Source organism: Halomonas sp. (assembly GCF_033549285.1).
Lineage (GTDB): Bacteria > Pseudomonadota > Gammaproteobacteria > Pseudomonadales > Halomonadaceae > Halomonas.
This window is the reverse complement of sequence record NZ_JAWSUJ010000062.1, coordinates 1-24,778: the sequence shown is the minus strand read 5'-3', so window position 1 is coordinate 24,778 and position 24,778 is coordinate 1. Positions and strand designations below refer to the sequence as shown.

At 66.8% G+C, this 24,778-nt stretch carries 20 protein-coding genes, 3 tRNA genes and 1 pseudogene; 20 read left to right on the top strand and 4 right to left on the bottom strand.

Annotation, left to right across the window (positions count from 1 at the left end; genetic code table 11):
- Window positions 1-171 precede the first annotated feature (171 nt).
- From SCI24_RS13990 to eno, 3 genes are all read left to right on the top strand, one after another.
- Window positions 172-1,827, top strand: a complete 1,656-nt coding sequence (locus tag SCI24_RS13990) for a CTP synthase (RefSeq protein ID WP_318725957.1) — start codon at window positions 172-174, stop codon at window positions 1,825-1,827.
- A gap of 14 nt (window positions 1,828-1,841) precedes the next feature.
- A complete protein-coding gene (gene kdsA, locus SCI24_RS13985) occupies window positions 1,842-2,699 on the top strand; it encodes a 3-deoxy-8-phosphooctulonate synthase (RefSeq protein WP_318725958.1) in 858 nt (285 codons plus the stop codon).
- A 92-nt stretch (window positions 2,700-2,791) separates the two neighbouring features.
- The gene (gene eno, locus SCI24_RS13980; RefSeq protein ID WP_318725956.1) at window positions 2,792-4,084 is read left to right on the top strand and encodes a phosphopyruvate hydratase; all 1,293 of its coding nucleotides are present in this window, start codon (window positions 2,792-2,794) and stop codon (window positions 4,082-4,084) included.
- 498 nt (window positions 4,085-4,582) lie between these two features.
- On the opposite strand, the gene fdxA is transcribed toward eno, so the two are convergent.
- Window positions 4,583-4,906, bottom strand: coding sequence for a ferredoxin FdxA (gene fdxA, locus SCI24_RS13975; RefSeq protein ID WP_318725955.1), 324 nt, complete (start codon window positions 4,904-4,906; stop codon window positions 4,583-4,585).
- Window positions 4,907-5,069: 163 nt separating this feature from the next.
- Entirely contained in the window at window positions 5,070-7,670 is a 2,601-nt protein-coding gene (gene mutS / locus SCI24_RS13970; RefSeq protein ID WP_318725954.1) for a DNA mismatch repair protein MutS, read from the bottom strand.
- Between the two features lie 443 nt (window positions 7,671-8,113).
- On the opposite strand from mutS, the gene SCI24_RS13965 reads away from it, so the two are divergent.
- From SCI24_RS13965 to SCI24_RS13900, 14 genes and pseudogenes are all read left to right on the top strand, one after another.
- Window positions 8,114-8,659 (top strand): hypothetical protein, encoded by a 546-nt coding sequence (locus tag SCI24_RS13965; protein WP_318725953.1) that lies wholly within the window; start codon window positions 8,114-8,116, stop codon window positions 8,657-8,659.
- A gap of 3 nt (window positions 8,660-8,662) precedes the next feature.
- Window positions 8,663-9,109, top strand: coding sequence for a type II toxin-antitoxin system YafO family toxin (locus SCI24_RS13960; RefSeq protein WP_318725952.1), 447 nt, complete (start codon window positions 8,663-8,665; stop codon window positions 9,107-9,109).
- Between the two features lie 250 nt (window positions 9,110-9,359).
- Complete coding sequence (tnpA, locus tag SCI24_RS13955) at window positions 9,360-9,728, top strand: IS66-like element accessory protein TnpA (protein ID WP_318725951.1); 369 nt, start codon at window positions 9,360-9,362, stop codon at window positions 9,726-9,728.
- Window positions 9,725-10,060 (top strand): IS66 family insertion sequence element accessory protein TnpB, encoded by a 336-nt coding sequence (gene tnpB, locus SCI24_RS13950; RefSeq protein ID WP_318725950.1) that lies wholly within the window; start codon window positions 9,725-9,727, stop codon window positions 10,058-10,060. The genes tnpA and tnpB overlap by 4 nt, the downstream gene beginning before the upstream one ends.
- 80 nt (window positions 10,061-10,140) lie before the next feature.
- Window positions 10,141-11,691 (top strand): annotated as a pseudogene (gene tnpC, locus SCI24_RS13945) (IS66 family transposase).
- Window positions 11,692-12,295: 604 nt separating this feature from the next.
- Window positions 12,296-12,808, top strand: a complete 513-nt coding sequence (locus SCI24_RS13940; RefSeq protein WP_318725949.1) for a CinA family protein — start codon at window positions 12,296-12,298, stop codon at window positions 12,806-12,808.
- A gap of 177 nt (window positions 12,809-12,985) precedes the next feature.
- A complete protein-coding gene (gene recA / locus SCI24_RS13935; RefSeq protein WP_318725948.1) occupies window positions 12,986-14,053 on the top strand; it encodes a recombinase RecA in 1,068 nt (355 codons plus the stop codon).
- A 3-nt stretch (window positions 14,054-14,056) separates the two neighbouring features.
- On the top strand, window positions 14,057-14,545 hold the full coding sequence (locus SCI24_RS13930) for a regulatory protein RecX (protein ID WP_318725947.1): 489 nt from the start codon (window positions 14,057-14,059) through the stop codon (window positions 14,543-14,545).
- 192 nt (window positions 14,546-14,737) lie between these two features.
- Window positions 14,738-17,347: an alanine--tRNA ligase gene (gene alaS / locus SCI24_RS13925; protein WP_318725946.1), complete on the top strand. Its 2,610-nt coding sequence runs from the start codon at window positions 14,738-14,740 to the stop codon at window positions 17,345-17,347.
- Window positions 17,348-17,451: 104 nt separating this feature from the next.
- Window positions 17,452-18,702, top strand: coding sequence for an aspartate kinase (locus SCI24_RS13920; protein ID WP_106230498.1), 1,251 nt, complete (start codon window positions 17,452-17,454; stop codon window positions 18,700-18,702).
- Between the two features lie 199 nt (window positions 18,703-18,901).
- Entirely contained in the window at window positions 18,902-19,096 is a 195-nt protein-coding gene (gene csrA / locus SCI24_RS13915) for a carbon storage regulator CsrA (protein ID WP_089712664.1), read from the top strand.
- Between the two features lie 113 nt (window positions 19,097-19,209).
- Window positions 19,210-19,302: transfer RNA gene (locus tag SCI24_RS13910), tRNA-Ser, on the top strand.
- Window positions 19,303-19,323: 21 nt separating this feature from the next.
- Window positions 19,324-19,400: transfer RNA gene (locus SCI24_RS13905), tRNA-Arg, on the top strand.
- A 70-nt stretch (window positions 19,401-19,470) separates the two neighbouring features.
- Window positions 19,471-19,547, top strand: a tRNA-Arg gene (locus tag SCI24_RS13900).
- A gap of 187 nt (window positions 19,548-19,734) precedes the next feature.
- Here the strand turns inward: SCI24_RS13900 and SCI24_RS13895 are convergent.
- The gene (locus tag SCI24_RS13895) at window positions 19,735-20,721 is read right to left on the bottom strand and encodes a tRNA-dihydrouridine synthase family protein (protein WP_318725945.1); all 987 of its coding nucleotides are present in this window, start codon (window positions 20,719-20,721) and stop codon (window positions 19,735-19,737) included.
- A gap of 171 nt (window positions 20,722-20,892) precedes the next feature.
- Here SCI24_RS13895 and SCI24_RS13890 point away from each other — a divergent pair, with 171 nt between their 5' ends.
- The 3 genes from SCI24_RS13890 to SCI24_RS13880 are packed head-to-tail and all read left to right on the top strand — an operon-like array spanning window position 20,893 to window position 24,386.
- Window positions 20,893-21,144: an OadG family protein gene (locus tag SCI24_RS13890; RefSeq protein ID WP_318725944.1), complete on the top strand. Its 252-nt coding sequence runs from the start codon at window positions 20,893-20,895 to the stop codon at window positions 21,142-21,144.
- Between the two features lie 51 nt (window positions 21,145-21,195).
- On the top strand, window positions 21,196-23,049 hold the full coding sequence (oadA, locus tag SCI24_RS13885; RefSeq protein WP_318725943.1) for a sodium-extruding oxaloacetate decarboxylase subunit alpha: 1,854 nt from the start codon (window positions 21,196-21,198) through the stop codon (window positions 23,047-23,049).
- 11 nt (window positions 23,050-23,060) lie between these two features.
- Window positions 23,061-24,386, top strand: coding sequence for a sodium ion-translocating decarboxylase subunit beta (locus SCI24_RS13880; RefSeq protein WP_318725942.1), 1,326 nt, complete (start codon window positions 23,061-23,063; stop codon window positions 24,384-24,386).
- A 60-nt stretch (window positions 24,387-24,446) separates the two neighbouring features.
- On the opposite strand, the gene SCI24_RS13875 is transcribed toward SCI24_RS13880, so the two are convergent.
- On the bottom strand, window positions 24,447-24,778 hold a 332-nt coding region (locus tag SCI24_RS13875; RefSeq protein WP_318725941.1), incomplete at its 5' end, for a YigZ family protein.

Here is a 24,778-nt window from a genome sequence, read left to right as displayed (position 1 = left end):
GCCGCTTGGCCGCTTGGCCGCTTGGCCGCTTGGCCGCTTGGCCGCTTGGCCGCTTGGCCGCTTGGCCGCTTGGCGCTGAAATTGAGCCTTTGGTCGCATTCTGCTAGTCTGTCGTCCCATCCTGGCGCGGCTTCCTGCCGTGCCTACCGATCACGTTTCGACAGGTTCTCCATGACACGATATATCTTCGTGACCGGCGGCGTTGTGTCCTCACTCGGCAAGGGCATCGCGTCGGCCTCGCTGGCGGCGATTCTCGAGGCGCGCGGCCTCAAGGTCACCATGCTCAAGCTCGATCCCTACATCAACGTGGATCCGGGCACCATGAGTCCCTTCCAGCACGGCGAGGTGTTCGTCACCGAGGATGGCGCCGAGACCGACCTGGACCTGGGTCACTACGAGCGCTTCATCCGCACGAAGATGACCCAGGCCAACAACTTCACCACCGGTCGCGTCTACGAGCACGTGCTGCGCAAGGAGCGCCGCGGCGACTACCTGGGTGGCACCGTGCAGGTGATCCCGCACATCACCGACGAGATCAAGCGCCGCGTCTATGCCGGCGGCGAGGGCTTCGACGTGGCGCTGGTCGAGATCGGCGGCACCGTGGGCGACATCGAGTCGCTGCCCTTCCTGGAGTCGATCCGCCAGATCAGGAGCGAGCTGGGCGCCAGCCGGGCCATCTTCATGCACCTGACGCTGGTGCCCTATATCAAGACGGCGGGGGAGACCAAGACCAAGCCGACCCAGCACAGCGTCAAGGAGCTGCGCTCCATCGGTATCCAGCCGGACATCCTGATCTGTCGCAGCGAGGTGGAGCTCGAGGAGAGCGAGCGGCGCAAGATCGCGCTGTTCACCAACGTGGAAGAGCGTGCCGTCATCCCGCTGCAGGACGCCGACACCATCTACCGCATCCCGCTGATGCTCCACGAGCAGGGCCTCGACGATATCGTCTGCGACAAGCTGCGACTCGAAGCCGCCGAGGCCGACCTCGGCGAATGGGTGCACGTGCTCGATGCCAAACTCAACCCGCTGAAGTCGATCAACATCGCCATGGTCGGCAAGTACATGGAGCTGCTCGACGCCTACAAGTCGCTCAACGAGGCGCTGATCCACGCCGGTATCCAGACCCGCGTGAAGGTCAACGTCGACTACATCGACTCCGAGGACATCGAGCGCCACGGGACCGAGCGCCTGGCCGGCAAGGACGCCATCCTGGTGCCCGGCGGCTTCGGCGAGCGCGGCGTGGAAGGCAAGATCGCCACCGCGCGCTTCGCCCGCGAGAACGGCATTCCGTATCTCGGCATCTGCCTCGGCATGCAGGTGGCGGTGATCGAGTTCGCCCGCAACGTGGCCGACTGGGAGGACGCCAACTCCACCGAGTTCACCCACGACACCATGCATCCGGTGGTCGGCCTGATCACCGAGTGGCTGAGCCCCGAGGGCAAGGTCGAGTTGCGCGACGAGGCTTCCGACCTCGGCGGCACCATGCGCCTGGGTGGCCAGGTCTGCCAGCTCAAGCCCGGCAGCCGGGCGCGCGAGGCCTATGGCAGCGACGAGATCGTCGAGCGCCACCGCCACCGCTTCGAGGTGAACAACCAGTTCATCGACGAGCTCGAGCAGGCCGGCCTGGTGGTCTCCGGCAAGAGCGTCGACAACTCCCTGGTGGAGATGGTCGAGCTGCCGGACCACCCCTGGTACGTCGCCTGCCAGTTCCACCCGGAGTTCACCTCCACGCCGCGTGACGGCCATCCGCTGTTCACCGGCTTCGTCAATGCGGCGCTGGAGCACAAGGCGGCACGCATCCGTGCCCAGTCCTCCCACCAGGAGTGAGGCCCATGTCCGTGATGAGCGAGTCCGCCCCCGAACGGCACATCGAATTCGCCGGCCTGAAGGCCGGCAATTCGTTGCCGCTGATGCTGCTGGGCGGCATGAATGTGCTGGAGTCCCGCGAGCTGGCCCTCGAGGTCGCCGAGACCTACGCGGCGGTGACGGGCCGGCTGGGCATGTCCTACGTCTTCAAGGCGAGCTTCGACAAGGCCAACCGCAGCTCCATCCACTCCTTCCGCGGCCCGGGCCTGGAGAAGGGGCTCGAGATCCTGGCCGAGGTGAAGGCGCGCTTCGGGGTGCCGATCATCACCGACGTCCACGAACCCTGGCAGGCCGCCCCGGCGGCCGAGGTCGCCGATATCATCCAGCTGCCCGCCTTCCTGGCGCGCCAGACCGACCTGGTGGTGGCCATGGCCGAGACCGGGGCGGTGATCAACATCAAGAAGCCGCAGTTCCTGGCCCCCCACGAGGTGCGCCACATCATTCGCAAATGCGAGGAGGCGGGCAACAACCGGCTGCTGCTGTGCGAGCGCGGCTCCAGCTTCGGCTACAACAATCTGGTGGTCGACATGCTCGGCTTCGGCGACATGAAGCAGACCGGCTATCCCGTCTTCTTCGATGTCACCCACTCCCTGCAGCGCCCCGGGGGCCGGGCCGACAGCGCCGGCGGGCGGCGGCAGCAGGTGGCCGAGCTGGCCCGTGCCGGGGTGGCGGTCGGCCTGGCCGGCCTCTTCCTGGAGGCCCACCCCGACCCCGACAACGCCAAGTGCGACGGCCCCTGTGCCCTGCCACTGGATCGCCTCGAGCCCTTTCTGGCCCAGCTGAAGGCCATCGACGAGCTGGTAAAGGGGTTTCCCAAATTAACAATCGAATAACCCGGTAAACCGAGCAGCGCTGGAAAGCCGAGAGAGCACGGCAGTTTCCCCATCGACTCAATCAACGCTGACAGTATGGAAGGACGACACAGATGACCAAGATCGTCGATATACGCGCCCTCGAGGTGCTCGACTCCCGCGGCAACCCTACCGTGCAGGCCGAGGTGCGCCTGGAAAGCGGCGCCGTGGGCGTGGCCTGTGCACCCAGCGGTGCCTCCACCGGCTCCCGCGAGGCACTGGAGCTGCGCGACGGCGACAAGAGCCGCTACCTGGGCAAGGGCGTGCTGAAGGCCGTGGAGGCCGTCAACACCACCATTCGTGAACGCCTGGTGGGCATGGATGCCCGTGACCAGCGCGGGCTGGACGACGCCATGCTGGTGCTGGACGGCACCGACAACAAGGCATCTCTCGGCGCAAACGCCATCCTGGCGGTGTCGCTGGCGGCGGCCAAGGCCGCGGCCAATGCCAAGGGCATGCCGCTCTACGCGCATATCGCCGAGCTCTACGGCCAGCCCGGGAAGTACCTGATGCCGGTGCCGATGATGAACATCCTCAACGGCGGCGAGCATGCCGACAACAACGTCGATATCCAGGAGTTCATGGTCCAGCCGGTGGGCGCGCCGACCTTCCGCGAGGGCCTGCGCATGGGCGCCGAGATCTTCCATGCCCTGAAGAAGGTGCTCTCGGCCCGGGGGCTTGCCACCTCGGTAGGCGACGAGGGCGGCTTCGCGCCGAACCTCGACTCCAATGCCGAGGCCCTGGCGGTGATCCAGCAGGCCGTGGCAGACGCCGGCTACCGCCTGGGCGACGACGTGACCCTGGCGCTGGACTGCGCCTCCTCCGAGTTCTACCGGGACGGCAAGTACGACCTCTCCGGCGAAGGCAAGGCCTTCGACGCCGCCGGCTTCGTCGACTACCTGGCCGAGCTCTGCGAGCAGTTCCCGATCGTCTCCATCGAGGATGGCATGGACGAGTCCGACTGGGACGGCTGGAAGGCGCTGACCGAGCGGCTGGGCGACAAGGTCCAGCTGGTGGGCGATGACCTCTTCGTCACCAACACCCGGATCCTGAAGCGCGGCATCGACGAGCAGATCGGCAACTCCATCCTGATCAAGTTCAACCAGATCGGCTCGCTCTCCGAGACCCTGGAGGCGATCCGCATGGCCCAGGATGCCGGTTTCACTGCGGTGATCTCCCATCGCTCCGGCGAGACCGAGGACACCACCATCGCCGACCTCGCCGTGGGCACCTGCGCTGGCCAGATCAAGACCGGCTCGCTGAGCCGCTCGGACCGCGTCGCCAAGTACAACCGCCTGCTGGTCATCGAGCAGGAGCTGGACGGCGAGGTGGACTATCCGGGCCGCGCCGCGATCAAGGGGCAGTAAGCGAACAGCGTTGCCTTTTGCGTGACCTGCTGTAGGAGATCGCCTACAGGGAGGCGAAGAGATCCGCCATTCCTGCGTCGGACAGGCCCGACCCCTCACGGGGTCGGGCCTTTTTATTTGATTGATTTTAAAGGGGTCTGGTTTCCCCTGCGGAGAAGGGGCGGTCCGGGATGACCGTCGTCGGCGCTCCCCGGGCGGGGTTGTGCTGCAATGCGGCTATGCCACACTGCACTCGGGATGTGGAAGAGCGGGGATGCTCTTCCGGCAGGATGCAACGGGATGCGACAAGTGATGCGCTCGGTGCGGCAGGAGGCCGCTCCCGGGCAGGGAAGGCATCACGGGAGTCGGGCGGAGGGAGCCGCCCGAGGACTGGCTGGGAGCGGGCGGCCTGCGGGCCGCCTTTTTTGCCGAGTGTTCTCCTTCTTCGCTCAGGGCAGAGACGACGACGCCGGATGTCATGCGACATCCGGCGTCGTCGTGTGCGGCCGCGTCAGCGGCTCAGCGCTCGAGGAGTTCCAGCTTGCCCGGCTTGCCGTCCCACTCCTCGGCATCCTCCGGCGGATCCTTCTTCTCGCTGATGTTGGGCCACACCTCGGCCAGCTCGGCGTTGATCTCGATGAACGTCTCCTGGCCATCCGGCAGCTCATCCTCCGAGAAGATCGCCTCGGCGGGGCACTCCGGCTCGCACAGGGCGCAGTCGATGCACTCGTCGGGGTGGATCACCAGGAAGTTGGGGCCCTCGTAGAAGCAGTCCACCGGGCAGACCTCGACACAGTCGGTGTACTTGCACTTGATGCAGTTCTCGGTGACGACGAATGTCATGCCAGTCTCCCATTCTCTGGCCGTGGCAGGGCGCGGCCGGTAGTCGATGATGCCAAATGAGTTATAAGAAAAAACATTCTTATAATTTCAGGAATTTGATCGAGCCATTCTAGTCGCGGCGAGGGCAACCTCGCAAGCCGGGCTCGGCGCCATTGTCGGCCATTCACAGCGCCTCCTTCCAGCGGTAGAGCAGCTCCAGGGCCTGGCGGGGCGACAGGGCGTCGGGGTCCAGGCGGTCCAACTGCTCGACCAGCGGGTGGGGCGTGCTGGCGAAGAGGTCGGCCTGGCGGGGCGCCGCCGGGCGCTCTCCCTCGTTCGTCGTGGCGGCCGGCAGCCGGCTACCCTGGTCGATCTCCTGCTGCTCCAGGCTGGCGAGCTTCTCCCGGGCGCGGGCGATCACCCCCTGGGGGACGCCGGCGAGCTGGGCCACCTGCAGGCCGTAGCTCTGGTTGGCCGGGCCATCCTCCACCCGGTGCATGAAGACGATCCCGTCGCGGTGCTCCGCGGCGGTCAGGTGCACGTTGGCCACTCCCTCGGCCTGCTCGGCCAGTGCCGTCATCTCGAAGTAGTGGGTGGCGAACAGCGTGAAGGCGCGGGTGCGGGTCAGGTGCTCGGCGCTGGCCCAGGCCAGCGAGAGGCCATCGAAGGTGCTGGTGCCGCGGCCGATCTCGTCCATCAGCACCAGGCTTTCGTCGGTGGCGTTGTGCAGGATGCTGGCGGTCTCGGTCATCTCCACCATGAAGGTGGAGCGCCCGCCGGCCAGGTCGTCCGAGGAGCCGATGCGGGTGAAGATGCGATCCACCGGACCGATGACGGCCGAATCCGCCGGCACGAAGCTGCCGGTGTGGGCGAGCAGGGTGATCAGCGCGGCCTGGCGCATGTAGGTGGACTTGCCGCCCATGTTGGGGCCGGTGATCACCAGCATGCGGCGCGCGTCGTCCAGCACCAGGTCGTTGGGCACGAAGGGCGTCTCGGTGACCTGCTCGACTACCGGGTGACGGCCGCCGCGGATGTCGATCCCCGGTGACTCGGGCAGTGACGGGCGCACGAACTCCAGGGCCCGGGCGCGCTCGGCGAAGGCGCACAGCACGTCGAGGGCCGCCAGTGCCCGACCGGTGCCCTGCAGCGCGGCGAGCTCGGCGTTGAGGGTGTCGAGCAGGCCATCATAGAGCAGCTTCTCCCTGGCCAGGGCGCGGGACTTCGCCGAGAGGGCCTTGTCCTCGAACTCCTTGAGCTCGGGGATGATGAAGCGCTCGGCGTTCTTCAGGGTCTGGCGGCGCACGTAGTCGACGGGGGCGTCCCGGGCCTGGGCGCGGGGGATCTCGATGTAGTAGCCGTGAACCCGGTTGTAGCCCACCTTGAGGCCGGGCAGGCCGGTGCGCTCGCGCTCGCGGGTCTCCAGGCGGATCAGGTAGTCGCCGGCATGCTCGGCGAGCCCGCGGTGCTCGTCGAGCTCGGTGTCGAAGCCCTCGGCGATCACCCCGCCGTCGCGGATCACCACCGGCGGGTTCTCCACCAGGGCGCGGGTCAGGGTGTCGGCCAGCGTCGGGAAGGGGTGGATATGGTGGCGGAGCTCGTCCAGGGTGCTGCCCTCGCCGTAGGATTCGAGGGCGGCCTGGAGGTCGGGCAGGGCGATTAGTGCGTCGCGCAGGCGGGCCAGGTCGCGGGGTCGCGCGCTGTAGAGAGCCACCCGGGCCAGGATCCGCTCCACGTCGCCGATCGCCTTGAGCGAGTCGCGCAGGGGGGCAAAGCCCTCGTCGTCGAGGAGCATCGCCACCGCCGCCTGGCGGCCACCGACCTGGGCGCGGTCGCGCAGCGGGCGGTTGAGCCAGCGCTTGAGCAGCCGCGAGCCCATGGCCGTGGCGGTGGTGTCGAGCACGCTGGCGAGGGTGTTGTCGGCGCTGCCGCCGAGGTTGACGTCGATCTCCAGGTTGCGACGGCTGGCGGCATCGATCACCACGGCGTCGTCGCGGCTCTCCACGCCGATGGCGGTGACATGGGGCAGGGCCGTGCGCTGGGTGTCCCGGGCATAGTCGACCAGCACCCCGGCGGCGATGATCGCGGCCTCCAGGTGGGCGCAGCCGAAGCCGCGCAGGTCCTGGACCTGGAACTGGTCGCACAGGGTGCGGGTCGCGCTCTCGAGGTCGAACAGCCAGTCGCTCTGGCGACGCAGGCCGCGACGCCCCTCCAGGGCGGCCGGCAGGGCCAGACTTTCGGCGACCAGCAGCTCGGCGGGGTCGAGGCGCTGGAGTTCGGCGAGCATCTCGCCCTCGCCCTCGACCTCCAGCACGTTGAAGCGGCCACTGGAGAGCTCCAGCCAGGCCAGCCCCCAGCGCTCGCCGAGGGGGGCCACCGCGACCAGCAGGTTGTCGCGGCGGGCATCCAGCAGCGCCTCGTCGTAGAGGGTGCCGGGGGTGACGATGCGCACCACGCGGCGCTCCACGGGGCCCTTGCTGGTGGCCGGGTCGCCGATCTGCTCGCAGATTGCCACCGACTCGCCGGCAGTGACCAGGCGAGCCAGGTAGCCCTCGGCGCTGTGGTAGGGGACCCCGGCCATGGGAATCGGCTTGCCGGCGGACTGGCCGCGCTGGGTCAGGGTGATGTCGAGCAGGGCGGCGGCACGCCGGGCATCGTCGAAGAACAGCTCGTAGAAGTCGCCCATGCGATAGAAGAGCAGCACGTCGGGGTGCTCGTGCTTGATCTTCAGGTACTGGCTCATCATCGGCGTATGGTTGGGCTGTGCGCTGGAGGCCATGTCGCTCATGGTTTCTCGGGCGGTCCTTGAAATTCGTGGGGCATCAGGGGGAAAGCGTTACGGTTTCGGCCGAATCTGGACATTGCTTGTGCACCAGAGGACAGCTTCACGTGGCTGCGGGCTGGGAGGGCGTCCATACACTCTATCCATGCGGCAAGGTTATCACGGTTGGTACATACACTCATCGGTAGTGGCCAGGCGTGGACCAAACGTGGTTAGCTCAGGTGCTCGGGGCTAGGCTTGGTGCTACACTGATTGAACATCCTTGCGTACGGAGTTGATGTAGACTCTAAATGACTGACGGGAGCATCGGTCCTACGCTTCATGTTGTTGCAGGTGTGTGTGTGTGTACGTATAATCCGCCACCCTGAACGGCGTGAGTGATGCCCACCTGCTACTGTTGGGGCATGACGTGTCTCAGGCAAAGCCATCCTCACGGAAGGAGGCGCACAATGATCGCAGAAATTAAGAAATCACCTATTGCTCAAGTGGTTACGCTCGCAATGAGCCTGTCCAGCGTGTCTGCAGGTGTGATGGCCTATGCTGGCCCGCCGAAGATGTATCACGCAGGTAGAGTGGCGCTTGAGCAGCCGTGTGCTTCCAGTGCCGAAGATGTTCAGACCGAGATCGATCGCTTCAAGGGCGAGGCCATCAAGCTCACTGACACTTTGCGCGCTCTGTGTTTGCAGCTGATGGAGTCTGAGGACCCTTATCACGCAGGCTATGAGACGCTTGAATCTATTGCTGACAACCTGAGGGCGATGGAGAGTGATTTCCGCAGTCGACCAGCCAGCGGGGGCCAGGGAGAATTCCAGAAGCTGCTCGTTGAGTCGGGGTTAATGAGGGCGCTAGCGAAGGCTAGGTCGCAAGCAGCGACTGCTGCTATGCTTGCCAAGCAGAAAGAGGTCGTGCCAGAAACCTTTGATGGCCATGTAAGCGGCGAGGCCTTCAGGAGCTTGGCATCTGCCTCTCATCGGATTGAGATGCGTGCGAACTAATGGATGTCAGATTCCAAAGTAAACGTTGAGATTCACCCCGCGACCCAGCAGTACTTTGAGGCCTGTGAAGAAGACTTCCCGGGCCTCATTGATGCTTTGATCCAAGATTTTCGTATCTACATAGCCTCGGATCGCGAAGTCCTTCCTCTTACCTTCGGGTGTGATGTTCCTTACATCCATCCGCACGCAGCATATGAGGCTGGGCTTATGCATATCCACATCTGCCTACCCCCTCATACCTTTCCCGAGAAGGTCCCGCAAGCTGATCGAAAATGCCGGTTTGAAGAACCTGAGCGTGATGCAGCTCTCGTCTACGTGCAGGGAGAGCTGTTTGAAAATGAGTATCGAATCCTGGCGGTTCTTTACCCAGACGCTCATACCAAGGGCCGAGACGGCAAGACGATCCCCTACCTCGCAAGGGTAGCCCGCGAGTTTAGGGATGCAAATTAAGGGTTTGGAGCTCTTCTAGGCCTGGTGTTAAGTCCAGTAGCCCGATCTTTTTCATTTCTTTCCGGACGCGCTCTGCTTCAATTTGGCTTTCGCTGTCGACCCGCCGGGTGTAGTCCTTGACCAGTATCAAGCAGTCCTTGTGCCCCATGTGCTTGGCGATGAAGGGTAACCGGCTGCTGAACACACCTTCCGCGGAAGGCCTCGGCCGGCGACATTAGGTGCCCACGTAACAATAGATGGGCACCTATTCATGACGTCCCCAAACACCGAACGTGAGATCCGTCGCCGCCGTCGCTACGCCCCGTCGTTCAAGGCCAAGATCGTCGCGGCCTGCCTGCAGGGCGATACCTCCATTGCCCAGGTCGCCCTGCAGCATGGGCTCAATACCAACCTCGTCCAGACCTGGATTCGCAAGGCCAAGCGTCAGAGCCAGCTCCCGGCCGTGCCGGACTTCGTGCCACTGCCGGTGCCGCCAGCAGCGGCCGACCTGCCAATGCCGCCCTCCACCGCCGGCGAGATCTGCATCGAGCTGCCCTCATCACGGGGCACGATCACCGTGCGTTGGCCGGTCGCCGAGGCAGCCCAGTGTGCCCACTGGCTGAAGGGGCTGCTGGGATGATCCGCATCGACGAGATCTGGCTGGCCACCGAGCCGCTGGACATGCGCGCCGGCCCGGAGTCCGCACTGGCTCGGGTGGTGACGGTGTTCGGCGCGGCGCGCCCGCACTGTGCCTACCTGTTCGCCAATCGTCGCGGCAACCGTATGAAGGTGCTGGTGCACGATGGCCTGGGCGTCTGGCTGTGCGCCCGGCGCCTGAACCAGGGCAAGTTCCACTGGGCCGGTAACGGGCACGGCAAGCGCGTCGAGCTCTGCCCCGAGCAGGTGACGGCGCTGGTGCAAGACTTGCCCTGGCAGCGCCTCGGCGCCGACGGGATTATCTCGGTCGTATGATGCGCGGCACAGACGTGGCGGCCCGGCTATTCGCGGATGCGCTAATCCCGCTTTCCTCTGGCAGCTGGCATAATCGCCAGATGAACGCCCCATCCGACCTGTCCCAGCTCTCTCCCGATCAGCTCCGCCACCTGGCGGCAATGCTGATGTCACAGGTCGAGCAGCAGGAACAGGCACTGGCGCAGAGCCAGAAGACGCTGCGTCACACCGAGCAGGTCAACCAGAAGCTGACCTATGAACTGGCGCTGCTCAAGCGTCACGCCTTCGGCAAGCGCAGCGAGCAGCTCAACGTCCTGCAGATCAGCCTGCTGGAGGAGGTGGTGGATGCCGACATCGCCGCCATCGAGACCGAACTGGAAGACCTGAATCTCACCCCCGCCGTGCCGGCGGAAAAGAAGGCCCCCAAGCGGGCCCCGTTACCCAAGGATCTGCTGCGCATCGAGATTCGCCATGACCCGCAGAGCGAGCACTGCGGCTGCGGTTGCCAGCTGCGGCGGATCGGCGAGGAGGTCAGCGAGAAGCTCGACTACACGCCGGGCGTGTTCCACGTCGAGCGCCATATCCGCGGCAAGTGGGTCTGCGACCAGTGTGAGACGCTGACCCAGGCGCCGATGCCGGCGCAGATCATCGACAAGGGCATCCCCACCGCCGGCCTGCTGGCCCAGGTGCTGATCGCCAAGTATGCCGACCACTTGCCGCTCTATCGGCAGGAGCAGATCTTCGCCCGCGCCGGCGTGGCGATCCCGCGCTCCACCCTGGCCGAGTGGGTCGGCATCTGTGGCGTGCGGCTCCAGCCGCTGATCGATGCCTTGCGTGACCTGCTGCTCAGCGAGCCGGTGCTGCATGCCGACGAGACCCCGGTGCCGATGTTGGCCCCGGGCAAGAAGAGAACCCACCGCGCCTATCTCTGGGCCTACGCCACCACGCCCTACGCCGGATTGAAGGCGGTGGTCTACGACTTCAGTGAGACGCGTGGCGGCCAGCATGCCCGCGACTTCCTCGGCGAGTGGCGGGGCAAGCTGGTCTGCGACGACTACAGCGGCTACAAGCAGAGTTTCGCCAACGGCGTCACCGAGATCGGCTGCATGGCTCATGCGCGACGCAAGTTCGTCGACCTGCACGTGGCCGGCAAGAGCCAGATCGCCGGGTAGGCCATCGAACTGATCGGCCAGCTTTACCAGGTGGAGCGAGAAGCCCAGTCACTCAGCGCTGAAGAACGCCAACGACTCCGCGAGACACGAGCGAGGCCCATCGCCGACGCGCTGCACCGCTGGATGCTGGCTCACCGAGAGAAGGTGCCGAACGGCTCGGCGACGGCGAAAGCGCTGGATTACAGCCTGAAGCGTTGGGCGGCGCTGACGCGCTACCTCGACGACGGCGGGTTGCCGATTGACAATAACCGGGTCGAGAACCTGATCCGTCCCTGGGCGCTGGGCCGCAGCAACTGGCTGTTCGCCGGGTCACTGCGCAGTGGCCAGCGCGCTGCCACCATCATGAGCCTGATTCAGTGCGCCAAGCTGAACGGCCACGAGCCCTACGCCTACCTGAAGGACGTGCTGGAACGGTTGCCGACCCACAAGGCCAGCCAGCTCCACGAACTCCTGCCGCAGAACTGGCAACAACCCGCCTGATCATGCGCCGGCGGTGATGCCCGGACGCTTACGATGAAGGCAAGGCTGCCATGGGTTGTTAGGGGGTAGCACGCGAAGGTATGGCGGGTCGCTGGGGCCACCGGTGGCGGGCGCAGGTCCACTTCATCAGCTTGGTCACCTTGGTGTGCCAACTGTCCTCAAAGGGTCATAGAGCTGTCGGGAGGTCTTCAGTGCGAGTGGCAGGAGCCAGCTGACTCCGTCGCGCCTCTCCTTGGTTAGGGCGCCTTAAGCTCGTAGCGGCGGGTTACGGGCCGGCGCAGGGTCAGGCATCCCCCGCTTGATCAGCTGCCGGAATTCCTCTTGGGTGAACAGGTCGGGCGCGGATCCGCTCGGTGGCGCCGGCCAGGTAGTGGTTCTCGGTGGCCCTGCCGGGTGGTCACGAACTCGCCGCGTATCAGTTGGCGCTCCATGGGGTATGCTGGGCACTGGCCTGTGACATCGGGTTCCTGCTCTGGCGGATGACGGATGGCTGGCGTCGAATGCGCCATGCATGTCGCTGGCAAAGCCGTTATTGTACGGAAAAGTCATCGCTCACGCGCGGCCGAGCTCGCCTCGGTCGGTGCGAAAGCCCAGGAGTCATGCCATGTCCCCCCGCGCCTCCCGCCTGGCCGACCCCGACCTCGTGGCCCTCGCCGAGCGGCTGGGCGAACTGTGCCGCGAGAAGGGCATCAAGGTCACCGCGGCCGAGTCCTGCACCGGGGGCGGGGTGGCCAGCGCCATCACCGCCGTGGCCGGCAGCTCGGACTGGTTCGAGACCGGCTACGTGACCTATTCCAACGGGGCCAAGACCCGGCTGCTGGGCGTGTCCGAGGCGCTGCTCGAGGCGCAAGGGGCGGTCAGCCGTGAGGTGGTTGAGGCCATGGTGCGTGGCGCCTGCCGCGACAGCGGCGCCGGGCTCGGCGTGGCGATCAGCGGGGTGGCCGGCCCCGGCGGGGGCAGTGCCGACAAGCCGGTAGGAACCGTCTGGCTGGCCTGGGGCGATGCCGAACGGGTCGAGGCGGCGTGCCACCACTACGCCGGCGACCGGGCGGCCGTGCGTGAGCAGGCCGTGCGCGAGGCGCTGGTGGGGCTGGTGCGGCGCCTGGAGCAGCCTTGAGCGCCTGTAGACACCAAGGGGTGCCGGGTCAGCCCCGAGCCGTGCAGGCTATCTGTAATCGTCCTGCGACAATAGCCCTTCCAGCAGCGAATCGGCACTGGCCGCGCAGGCGATTTTTCGCCATACTACTGTGCAGTCATACAGTATTTCAGAGACCCCAGATTCAGGAGGCCCGTGATGGCTCAGGATGACAACCGTTCCAAGGCGCTGGACGCCGCCCTTTCCCAGATCGACCGCCAGTTCGGCAAGGGCACCGTGATGCGCCTGGGCGACGCCCCGCGCGTGGTGATGCCCTCGGTCTCCACCGGCTCGCTGGGCCTGGACATCGCCCTGGGGATCGGCGGCCTGCCGTTGGGCCGGGTAGTCGAGATCTTCGGCCCCGAATCCTCGGGCAAGACCACCCTGACCCTGTCGGTGATCGCCCAGGCCCAGAAGCAGGGCAAGACCTGCGCCTTCATCGATGCCGAGCATGCCCTGGACCCGAGCTATGCCGAGAAGCTCGGCGTCAACCTCGATGACCTGCTGGTCTCCCAGCCGGATACCGGCGAGCAGGCCCTCGAGATCTGCGACATGCTGGTGCGCTCCGGCGGCGTCGACGTGATCATCATCGACTCGGTGGCGGCGCTGACCCCGCGGGCCGAGATCGAGGGCGAGATGGGCGACTCCCACGTCGGCCTCCAGGCGCGCCTGATGTCCCAGGCCCTGCGCAAGATCACCGGCAACATCAAGAACGCCAACTGCATGGTGGTCTTCATCAACCAGATCCGCATGAAGATCGGCGTGATGTTCGGCAGCCCCGAGACCACCACCGGCGGCAATGCGCTCAAGTTCTACTCCAGCGTGCGCCTGGACATCCGCCGCACCGGCTCGGTCAAGCAGGGCGACGAGGTCACCGGCAACGAGACCCGGGTCAAGGTGGTCAAGAACAAGGTCGCGCCGCCGTTCCGCCAGGCGGAGTTCCAGATCCTCTACGGCAAGGGTATCTACCATGCCGGGGAGGTGGTCGACCTGGGCGTGCAGTGCAAGCTGATCGACAAGGCGGGGGCCTGGTACAGCTATCAGGGCAACAAGATCGGCCAGGGCAAGGCCAACGCCGCCCAGTTCCTCGAGGACAACCCGGCGGTGATGGAGGAGATCGAGAGCCAGATCCGCGCCCAGCTGCTCGCGCCGGTGGAGCCCAGGAAGGAGGAGACCGTCGACGAGGCGGTCACCGCCGAGGCCGGCCGCGACGACGACCAAGCATAAGCCATGCTGGGGCAGCCCTCTGGCGGCGAGTCATCGCCCCGTGAGGATGCCATCCGCCTGCTGGCCCGGCGCGAGCATTCGCGCCGGGAGCTGGCCGAGCGCCTGGCGGCCAAGGGCCACGCGCCCGATCGCATTGCCGAGTGCCTGGACGACCTGGCCGAGCAGGGGCTGCAGTCTGACGACCGCTTCGCCGAGAGCTTCCTGCGTTCACGCATCCTGCGGGGCCAGGGGCCGCTGAAGATACGCGTCGAACTCGAGCGACGCGGCCTCGATCGGGAGGCGATCCATCACGCCTTCGAGGAGGCCGAGCAGGCCGGCGAGGGCGACTGGTTCGCCCTGGCCGGCGAGGCGCTCGCGCGGCGCTTTACGGGGCCCGGCGAGTCGCCTCGCGAGCGCGCCCGCCGCGAGCGCTTCCTGGCTGGGCGCGGCTTCGACTTCGACCAGGTGCGCCACGCCCTGGAGCACGCCTGGGATTCGGCGCCAGATCAGTAGTCCTCCAGGCCCGCCCCGAGTGGTGCCGGCGCCCCTTCAGTCCCTTGACAACTGCGCTATAATGGCTCCCTTTGCGAACGCCCCGGGTGGCATCCCGCGGCACTGCGATGCGCCTGGACATGGCGCGTCGTGGTGCCCGTCTCGAGCCAGCGTCGCCCGCCGGGTCACCCCGTTCATCGCCACGGATACCCCATGAAAAGCGCAGACATCAGACAGGCCTTTCTGAGTTACTTCGAGGCGCACGGCCACACCGTCGTGCCCTCCAGCTCACTGGTTCCCGGCAACGACCCGACCCTGCTGTTCACCAATGCCGGCATGGTGCCGTTCAAGGACGTCTTCCTGGGTCGTGACCCCCGCCCCTACGTGCGTGCGGCCTCGTCCCAGCGCTGCGTGCGCGCCGGCGGCAAGCACAACGACCTCGACAACGTCGGCTATACCGCCCGCCACCACACCTTCTTCGAGATGCTGGGCAACTTCAGCTTCGGCGACTACTTCAAGCGCGATGCCATCCGCTTCGCCTGGGAGTTCCTTACCGAGACCCTGGGCCTGCCGAAGGAGAAGCTGTGGGTCACCGTGCACGTCAGCGACGACGAGGCCGAGCGCATCTGGAAGGAGGAGATGGGCATCGACCCCGAGCGTTTCTCCAGGCTCGACGAGGACAACTTCTGGCAGATGGGCGACACCGGCCCCTGCGGGCCGAGCTCCGAGATCTTCTTCGATCACGGCCCCGAGGTGTGGGGTGGTCCGCCCGGCAGCCCCGAGGAGGACGGCGACCGCTACATCGAGATCTGGAACCTGGTGTTCATGCAGTTCGACCGCGACGCGGCCGGCACCCTCAATCCGCTGCCCAAGCCCTCCATCGATACCGGCATGGGCCTGGAACGTATCGCCGCGGTGATGCAGGGCGTGCACTCCAACTACGAGATTGACCTCTTCCAGAACCTGCTCGAGGCGGCGGCGCGCCATACCGGCCATGCCGATACCCGCGCGCCCTCGCTGCGGGTGATCGCCGACCATATCCGCTCCTGCGCCTTCCTGGTCGCCGACGGCGTGCTGCCCTCCAACGAGGGGCGCGGCTACGTGCTGCGCCGGATCATCCGTCGCGCCATCCGCCACGGCCACAAGCTGGGCGCCCAGGGCAACTTCTTCCACAGGCTGGTGGGGGCGCTGGACGCCGAGATGGGCGACGCCTATCCCGAGCTGCGCGAGGCGCGCCACCAGATCGAGCGCGTGCTGCTCAAGGAGGAGGAGCAGTTCGCCCGCACCCTGGAGCACGGCATGGGCCTGCTCGAGGAGGCCCTGGCCGGCCTCGACGGCGAGGTGCTGCCCGGCGAGACGGTGTTCAAGCTCTACGACACCTACGGCTTCCCCTATGACCTGACCGCCGACGTCTGTCGCGAGCGAGGCGTCACCCTCGACGAGGTCGGCTTCGAGCGCGCGCTCGAGGCCCAGCGCGAGCGCGCCCGGGCGGCGAGCCAGTTCGGTGCCGACTACGGCGCCGCCCTGGAGCTGGAAGGCGAGACCGACTTCACCGGCTACGAGCGCCTCGAGGACCGTGCCACCGTCACCGCCCTGGTGGATCGAGAGGGCAATCCCCTGGCGCGGCTCGAGCCGGAGCAGCGTGGCGTGGTGGTGCTGGACCGCACCCCCTTCTATGGCGAGTCCGGCGGCCAGGTGGGCGATACCGGCTACCTGGAGCTGGAAGGAGGCCGCTTCCTGGTCACCGACACCCAGAAGCAGGGCGGTCATCACCTGCATCATGGTGTGCTGCTCGAGGGGTCGCTTGCGGTGGGTGCCGCGGTCCACCCGCGGGTCGACGCCAGCCTGCGCGCGGCCACGGTGCGCAACCACTCCGCGACCCACCTGATGCACAAGGCGCTGCGCCTGGTGCTCGGCGACCACGTGGCGCAGAAGGGCTCGCTGGTCACCCCCGAGCGGCTACGCTTCGACTTCAGCCACTTCGAGCCCATGACTCCGGAGCAGCTGGCCGAGGTGGAGCGTCTGGTCAACGAGCAGATACTGGCCAATGCCCCGACCCGCATCGAGCAGATGACCCTCGACGAGGCCAAGGCAAAGGGCGCCGCGGCGCTCTTCGAGGCCAAGTACGCCGACAGCGTGCGGGTGCTGACCATCGGCGCCGACGACTTCTCCATCGAGCTGTGCGGCGGCACCCACGTGGCGCGCAGCGGCGACATCGGCTGCTTCCATATCGTCAGCGAGGCAGGCATCGCCTCGGGCGTGCGCCGCATCGAGGCGATCACCGGCGAGGGGGCGCTGGCCTGGTTCCGTGAGCAGGAGGCGCGCCTCAATCGCATCGGCGAGCGCCTCAAGGCCAAGCCGGAGCAGGCCGAGGAGCGCGTCGAGTCGCTGCTCGAACGCAACCGCACCCTGGAGAAGGAGCTCGAGCGCCTCAAGGCGAAGCTGGCCAGCGCCGCCGGCAACGACATGGCCAACGAGGCCCGCGAGGTCAAGGGGGTCAAGGTGCTGGCCAGGCGCCTCGAGGGCGTGGCCGGCAAGGAGCTGCGCGGCATGCTCGACCAGCTCAAGAACAAGCTCGGCTCCGGCATCGTGGTGCTGGGCGTGGCCGACGCCGAGGCCGGCAAGGTCAGCCTGATCGCCGGCGTCACCGACGACCTGACCGGCCGGGTCAAGGCCGGCGAGCTGGTCAACCACGTGGCGGCCCAGGTCGGCGGCAAGGGCGGCGGCCGGCCCAACATGGCCCAGGCCGGCGGTAGCGATGTCACGGCGCTGCCCGGAGCGCTCGACAGCGTGCCGGCCTGGGTCGAGGCGCGGCTCCAGTAGGGCTAGCAGGGCCGGCGGCAGCGATGCCCCGGCCCTCGTCATCTTCACTCACCTTTCACTCATCCGAGGGCGATTCGCACTCGACGCACGAGGGAAATCGGCATATGGCACTATACGTACAGAAATTCGGCGGCACCTCGGTGGGCTCCGTGGAGCGCATCAAGGCCGTGGCCGAGAAGGTCAAGGGCTTTCGCGACAACGGCCACCAGGTCGTCGTCGTGGTCTCCGCCATGAGCGGCGAGACCAATCGCCTGATCGGCATGGCCAACGAGATCAACGACGAGCCGACGCCGCGCGAGATGGACATGCTGGTCTCCACCGGCGAGCAGGTGACCATTTCACTGCTGGCCATGGCGCTGCACAAGATCGGCGTGCCAGCCACCTCCTACACCGGCTCCCAGGTGGGCATCCAGACCGACAGTGCCCACACCAAGGCGCGTATCCAGCGCATCGAGACCGATGAGCTGCAGGCCGACCTGGACGACGGCCAGGTGGTGGTGGTCGCCGGTTTCCAGGGCGTCGACGAGGAGGGCAACATCACCACCCTCGGCCGCGGCGGCTCCGATACCACCGGCGTGGCGCTGGCCGCGGCGCTGAAGGCGGACGAGTGCCAGATCTATACCGACGTCGATGGCGTCTACACCACCGACCCGCGGGTCTGTTCCAGGGCCCAGCGCCTCGACACCATCACCGTCGAGGAGATGCTGGAGCTGGCGAGCCTGGGCTCCAAGGTGCTGCAGATTCGCGCCGTCGAGTTCGCCGGCAAGTACAATGTCCCGCTGCGCGTGCTGTCCAGCTTCGAGGATGGCCCCGGCACCCTGATCGTTGCAGACTCCGACCAAGACGAGGATTCCATGGAAGAACCGCTGATCTCCGGCATCGCCTTCACCGCCAACGAAGCCAAGCTGACCCTGCTCAACACCCCCGACGTGCCGGGCGTCGCCTCGCGGATCCTGGGGCCGATCGCCGATGCCAACATCGAGGTCGACATGATCGTCCAGAACGTGGCGCCGGCCGGTGACTACACCGACTTCACCTTCACGGTGGCCAAGGGCGACTACAAGCAGACCATGAAGATCCTCCAGGAGCAGGTCATCCCCGACCTGGGCGGCGGCGAGCTGCGCGGCGACGACAACATCGCCAAGGTCTCGCTGGTCGGCGTGGGCATGCGCTCCCATGCCGGGGTCGCCTCCAAGTTCTTCCGCGTGCTGGCCGACGAGAACATCAACATCCGCATGGTCTCCACTTCCGAGATCAAGATCTCCGTGGTGATCGACGAGAAGCACATGGAACTGGCGGTCAAGGCGCTGCACAAGGCCTTCGGCCTCGACAAGAGTGATATCGAGGCAGAATAGGGCTCCCTCGGGGCGGCGACACCTTCTACGCTTGTAGGGAAGGCCGCGACACCCGTGCCACAGGGCTTCCTTTCAACGTGGCGCGGGCGTCTCATGGGTCGGCGCCATTGGTCAGGGACGACGACATGTCGCACAATGTAACTTCGTCGTCCCTGCCGGCGAGCATCCCGTAGCCAGAAGTCTGAGAAGGAGATCAGTCATGCTCATCCTGACCCGCCGCGTCGGCGAAACCCTGATGATCGGTGATGACATCACCGTGACCGTCCTTGGCGTCAAGGGCAATCAGGTCCGCATCGGCGTCAATGCCCCCAAGGATGTCGCCGTGCATCGCGAGGAGATCTACCAGCGCATCCAGCGCGAGAAGGCCGATTCCGGCCTCGAGAGCGATGACTAGCATGTGGTCGGTGGTCGAGTAAGGGAGCGCCATCCCGTGGCCATGGCGAAAAATCGCCCGGGTCGCTGGACAATGGCCTTCTAAAACGGTAGGATACGCACCGTGTCGATGAGGGAGAGGTGGCCGAGTGGCTGAAGGCGCTCCCCTGCTAAGGGAGTAAGGGGTTTATAGCCTCTTCGAGGGTTCGAATCCCTCCCTCTCCGCCATTGTCGTCACGCGAAGGTCAAGCGCCCGTAGCTCAGCTGGATAGAGTACCTGACTACGAATCAGGTGGTCGGAGGTTCGAATCCTCCCGGGCGCGCCACCTTCACATCGGGTATGGTCGGCGGTGTCCCCTCCGGTTTTCCCTGCAATGACTCTGCTTGTTGCCTTACGCGCCCGTAGCTCAGCTGGATAGAGTACCTGACTACGAATCAGGTGGTCGGAGGTTCGAATCCTCCCGGGCGCGCCAGATCTCGACCCGTCCTCCCTGCGAGGGCGGGTCTTCTGCTTTCCGGGCCCGCCATGTCCGAGGCCTTGTGTTCTGCTAGCCGGGTCGGCGCTTCTCGCGTGCCGGCCCTGCGATCGTTTGAGGCGCCGTCGTGATGCGACGAGCGCCTCTTTTTTGTGAGTGCCTGGCGCCTGCGGGTGACCCGCCGTCAGGCCGTCTCCGTGCGGTGGTCGGCGCGAACGGAGGAAGGGGGGCGGGTGGCGGTGGCAGGGGGCTCGAGGCCCGCCAGCAGCTCGTCCAGGTTGCGCAGGCGCTTCACGGCCTGGAAGCGACTGGCCGCCTCGGGGTCGCCCTGGCGCATATGATTGAGCCACTGCTTGATCAGGGCAGTGACGACACGCGCTGGAAGTGTGCTACGCTGCAATGCAGCAAAGTCGGCGAGGATCCGCGCCCGGGCCTGCCAGGGCGTATCGGGCAATCGTTCTCCCGTCGTCTGCCAGTGGCGAATGCGCCCTGCGAGCCAGGGGTCGGCCAGGGCGCCGCGGCCGAGCATCACGTCGCGACACCCGGAGAGGGTGCGGGCCTTCCAGTAGTCCTCCAGGGTCCAGATGTCGCCGTTGGCGACCACCGGGATGGAGAGGCGCTGGTGGATGCGGCCGATCCACTCCCAGTGGGCCGGCGGACGGTAGCCCTCGTCGCGGGTGCGGCCGTGGACCACGAGTCGCCGGGCGCCGGCCTCCTGGGTGGCCAGGGCGCAGGCCAGGGCCAGGCGGCGATCGGAGAAGCCCAGGCGGATCTTGGCCGTCACCGGGATCTCGTCGCCCACCGCCCGGGACACCGCCGACACGGCGGCGTGCACCCGTCGCGGGTCGCGCAGCAGCGAGGCGCCGCCGTCGTGGCGATTGACGAGCTTGGCCGGACAGCCGAAATTGAGATCCAGGGCGGTGGCGCCGAGGCGCAGGGCCTGGCGGGCATTGGCCGCGAGGGCCTCGGGGTCGGAGCCCAGCAGCTGCAGCTGCACGGGGACGCCGCTCGGCGTGGTGACGCCGGGGCGCGCCAGTTCCGGGCAGTGCCGGTGGAAGACGCGGGGCGGCAGGCGGGCGTCCACCACGCGCACGAACTCGGTCACCGCCCAGTCGAAACCGGGCGTGCGAGTCAGCAGGTCGCGGGTCACCGCATCGATGACCCCTTCCATGGGTGCTAGGCCGATTCGCCCGTTATGTAGTAAATTAACAACGCTGACTTCCACCATGGCGCCATTGCAATCTGTCGGGGATGTGGCAGGTTATAGCATCCTAAAAAATGCGCAAGCCGGGTTTTCTCGTGAGATCGAGGCCAAGTCCGCGCAAGAAACAGGAGAATTCGCATGCAGGACACGCAGCTGCTCAACGAGGGGCTCGCCCTGATGGCCCTCGGCATGGGGTTTGTCTTTGTTTTTCTTACCGTGCTGGTGATCGTCACCACCCTGATGTCCAAGGCCGTTGGTCGCTTCTTCCCCGAGCCGCCCGCTCCTGCCGCGACCGGCAACCGCCGCCCGCCGGCGCCTCGCCAGGACGATGACGTGATGGTCGCCATCACCGCCGCGGTGCATCGCTATCGCCGCCGCCACCGCCGCTGAGTCGACTGCTCCCCCCTTTCCCCTTCCATCCATAACGACAAGGTCACGACCATGACTGACAAGACACGCCCGCTTGGCATCACCGATGTCGTCCTGCGCGATGCCCACCAGTCGCTGTTCGCCACCCGCATGCGCCTCGACGACATGTTGCCCATCGCCGAGAAGCTCGACCGCGTCGGCTTCTGGTCGCTGGAGTCCTGGGGTGGGGCCACCTTCGACGCCTGTATCCGCTACCTCGGCGAGGATCCGTGGGAGCGGATACGGGCGTTGAAGGCCGCCATGCCCAACACCCCCCAGCAGATGCTGCTGCGCGGCCAGAACCTCCTTGGTTACCGCCACTACGCCGATGACGTGGTGGACCGCTTCGTCGAGCGGGCGAAGACCAACGGCGTCGACGTCTTCCGCGTCTTCGATGCCATGAACGACCCGCGCAACCTGGAGCGGGCCATCCAGGCGGTCCGCAAGGTCGAGGGCCACGCCCAGGGCACGCTCTCCTATACCGTGAGCCCGGTGCACACCCTGGACGGCTGGGTCGAACTCGGCAAGACCATCGCCGCCATGGGCGCCGACTCCCTGGCGATCAAGGACATGGCCGGCCTGCTCAAGCCCTACGACGCCTACGAGCTGGTCACCAAGCTCAAGGCCGCCGTGGACATCCCCATCCACATGCAGTGCCACGCCACCACCGGCATGTCCACCGCCACCGCCCTCAAGGCCGCCGAGGCGGGCATCGACAACGTCGATACCGCCATCTCCTCGATGTCCATGACCTATGGCCACAGCCCCACCGAGTCGGTGGTGGCCATCCTGGCGGGCACCGAGCGCGACACCGGCCTCGACCTCGAGCTGCTCGAGGAGATCGCCGCCTACTTCCGCGAGGTGCGCAAGAAATACGCTGCCTTCGAGGGCTCGCTGAAGGGCATCGACTCGCGCATCCTGATCGCCCAGGTGCCGGGCGGCATGCTCACCAACATGGAAGGCCAGCTCAAGGAGCAGGGCGCCGGCGACAAGCTCGACGACGTGCTCAAGGAGATCCCGCGGGTGCGCGAGGACCTGGGCTTCATCCCGCTGGTCACCCCGACCTCGCAGATCGTCGGCACCCAGGCGGTGATGAACGTGATGATGGGGGAGCGCTACAAGTCGATCTCCAAGGAGGTCCAGGCGCTGCTCAAGGGTGAGTACGGCGCAGCCCCGGCGCCGTTCAACAAGGAGCTGCAGGCGCGCGTGCTGGAGGGGGGCGAGCCGATCACCTGCCGTCCGGCCGACCGGCTCGACCCGGAGATGGAGCGGCTGACCGCCGAGCTCCAGGAGAAGGCCAAGGCCGAGGGCATCCGCCTGGCCGAGGGCGAGCGCGAGATCGACGACGTGCTCACCTATGCGCTCTTCCCGCAGATCGGCCTGAAGTTCCTCAAGAACCGCGACAACCCCGACGCCTTCGAGCCGGCGCCCCAGGCCCCCGGGAAGGAGACCCCCGACGCCAGCCTGCCGGTCTCTTCACAGAAGGGCGGGGCCGAGGCCAAGGCGCCTGCCGTCAGCGGCGGCGCACCGGCCGGCCCCGAGATCTACACCGTCAAGGTCAACGGCAAGCAGTATGTGGTCGAGGTCGCCGAGGGTGGCGAGGTCGGCGCCGTCCAGGAGCAGGCCACCCCCGCTCAGCCCGAGGCCGCGCCGGCCCCGAGCGGCGAAGCGTCGCCCGGCGAGACGATCACCGCGCCGCTGGCCGGCAACATCTTCAAGGTCAACGTGCGCCCCGGTGACGCAGTCGAGGAGGGCGATGTGGTGATCATCCTCGAGGCCATGAAGATGGAGACCGAGGTGCGCGCCAGCGGTGCCGGCACCGTCTCCTCCGTCAATGTCAGCGAGGGCGACAGCGTCGCCGTCGGCGATGTCCTGATCGAGCTCTGAGGAAGGTCCCCATGACGGAGAAGATACTGACGCTCTGGTACGGCTCGGGGCTCTACAACCTGAGCCTCGGCCAGGCGGTCATGGTGCTGGTGGGGCTGGGACTGCTCTACCTGGCCATCGCCAAGAAGTTCGAGCCGCTGCTGCTGGTGCCGATCGGCTTCGGCGGCATCCTTGCCAACATCCCCGAGGCGGGCCTCGCCCTGTCCGCCGCCGAGCAGGCGGCGCACATGGCGCGGCCGGCCCTGCTCGAGCAGATGGCCGCGACGCTGCAGCTGGGCCTCGACCCGGCCGCCGGCGTCGAGGCCTGGCGCCACACCCTGTCCGAGGCCCTGCATGGCGACCTCTCGCCGGCGCTGCTGCGCTCCGCCAACGACGTGGCCATGGACGCCGGCTTCGCCCACGGCATGCTCTACCAGTTCTACAGCGTGGCGATCGCCTCGGGCATCGCGCCGCTGGTGATCTTCATGGGCGTGGGGGCGATGACCGACTTCGGGCCGCTGCTGGCCAATCCCCGTACCCTCTTCCTGGGCGCGGCGGCGCAGTTCGGCATCTTCGCCACCCTGCTCGGCGCGGTGGGCATGTCGGCCATGGGCTGGATGGACTTCTCGCTCAACCAGGCCGCCGCCATCGGCATCATCGGCGGCGCCGACGGCCCCACCTCGATCTATGTGTCGAGCATCCTGGCCCCGGAACTGCTGGGCGCCATCGCCGTGGCCTCCTACTCCTACATGGCGCTGGTGCCGCTGATCCAGCCGCCGATCATGAAGGCGCTGACCTCGAAGCGGGAACGCGAGATCGTCATGACCCAGCTGCGGCCGGTGTCGAAGCTCGAGAAGATCGTCTTTCCGCTCAGCCTGCTGATCCTGGTGGTGCTCTTCCTGCCGGATGCCGCGCCGCTGCTGGGGATGTTCTGCTTCGGCAACCTGATGCGCGAGTGCGGGGTGGTGGAGCGGCTCTCCGACACCGCCCAGAACGCGCTGATCAACATCGTGACCATCTTCCTCGGCCTCTCGGTGGGCTCCAAGCTGATGGCCGACCGTTTCCTGGCCCTGGAGACCTTGGGGATCCTGGCACTGGGCATGGTGGCCTTCGCCATCGGCACCGCCTGCGGGATCCTGATGGCCAAGCTGATGAATACGGTGAGCCGCATGCCGATCAACCCGCTGATCGGCTCGGCGGGGGTCTCGGCGGTGCCCATGGCGGCAAGGGTCTCCAACAAGGTGGGGCTGGAGTCCAATCCCCACAACTTCCTGCTGATGCACGCCATGGGGCCCAACGTGGCCGGGGTGATCGGCTCGGCGGTGGCCGCCGGGGTGATGATAAAGTACCTTGGGTGATCGGCAGGAGCCCGTGACTCGCAACGGCGCCTCAGGGCGCCGTTCGTCGTGCTGGCGGGCTCAATCTTCCAGCAATGCGAGCCGGCCCCGCAGGCGTGTCTCGAGGGCGCTCAGGTCGGCGGGGGCGTCGCTCGGCCAGCCCACCGTGAGCACCACCCCGTCGGCGCCGTAGTCGGCCTGCTCGACCGGGATCTCCTGCTCGGCCAGCCAGGCGCGGGCCCCGGCCTCGCCGGCGAAGTCTACCCTCAGGCGCAGCGGGGTGCGCTCGACCACCGTGCGGCGCGGCAGGGCCTCCAGGGCCTCGGCCACGGCGCGGGAGTAGGCGCGTGCCAGGCCGCCGGTGCCGAGCTTGGTGCCGCCGAAGTAGCGCGTGACCACGCAGCCCACCTGGC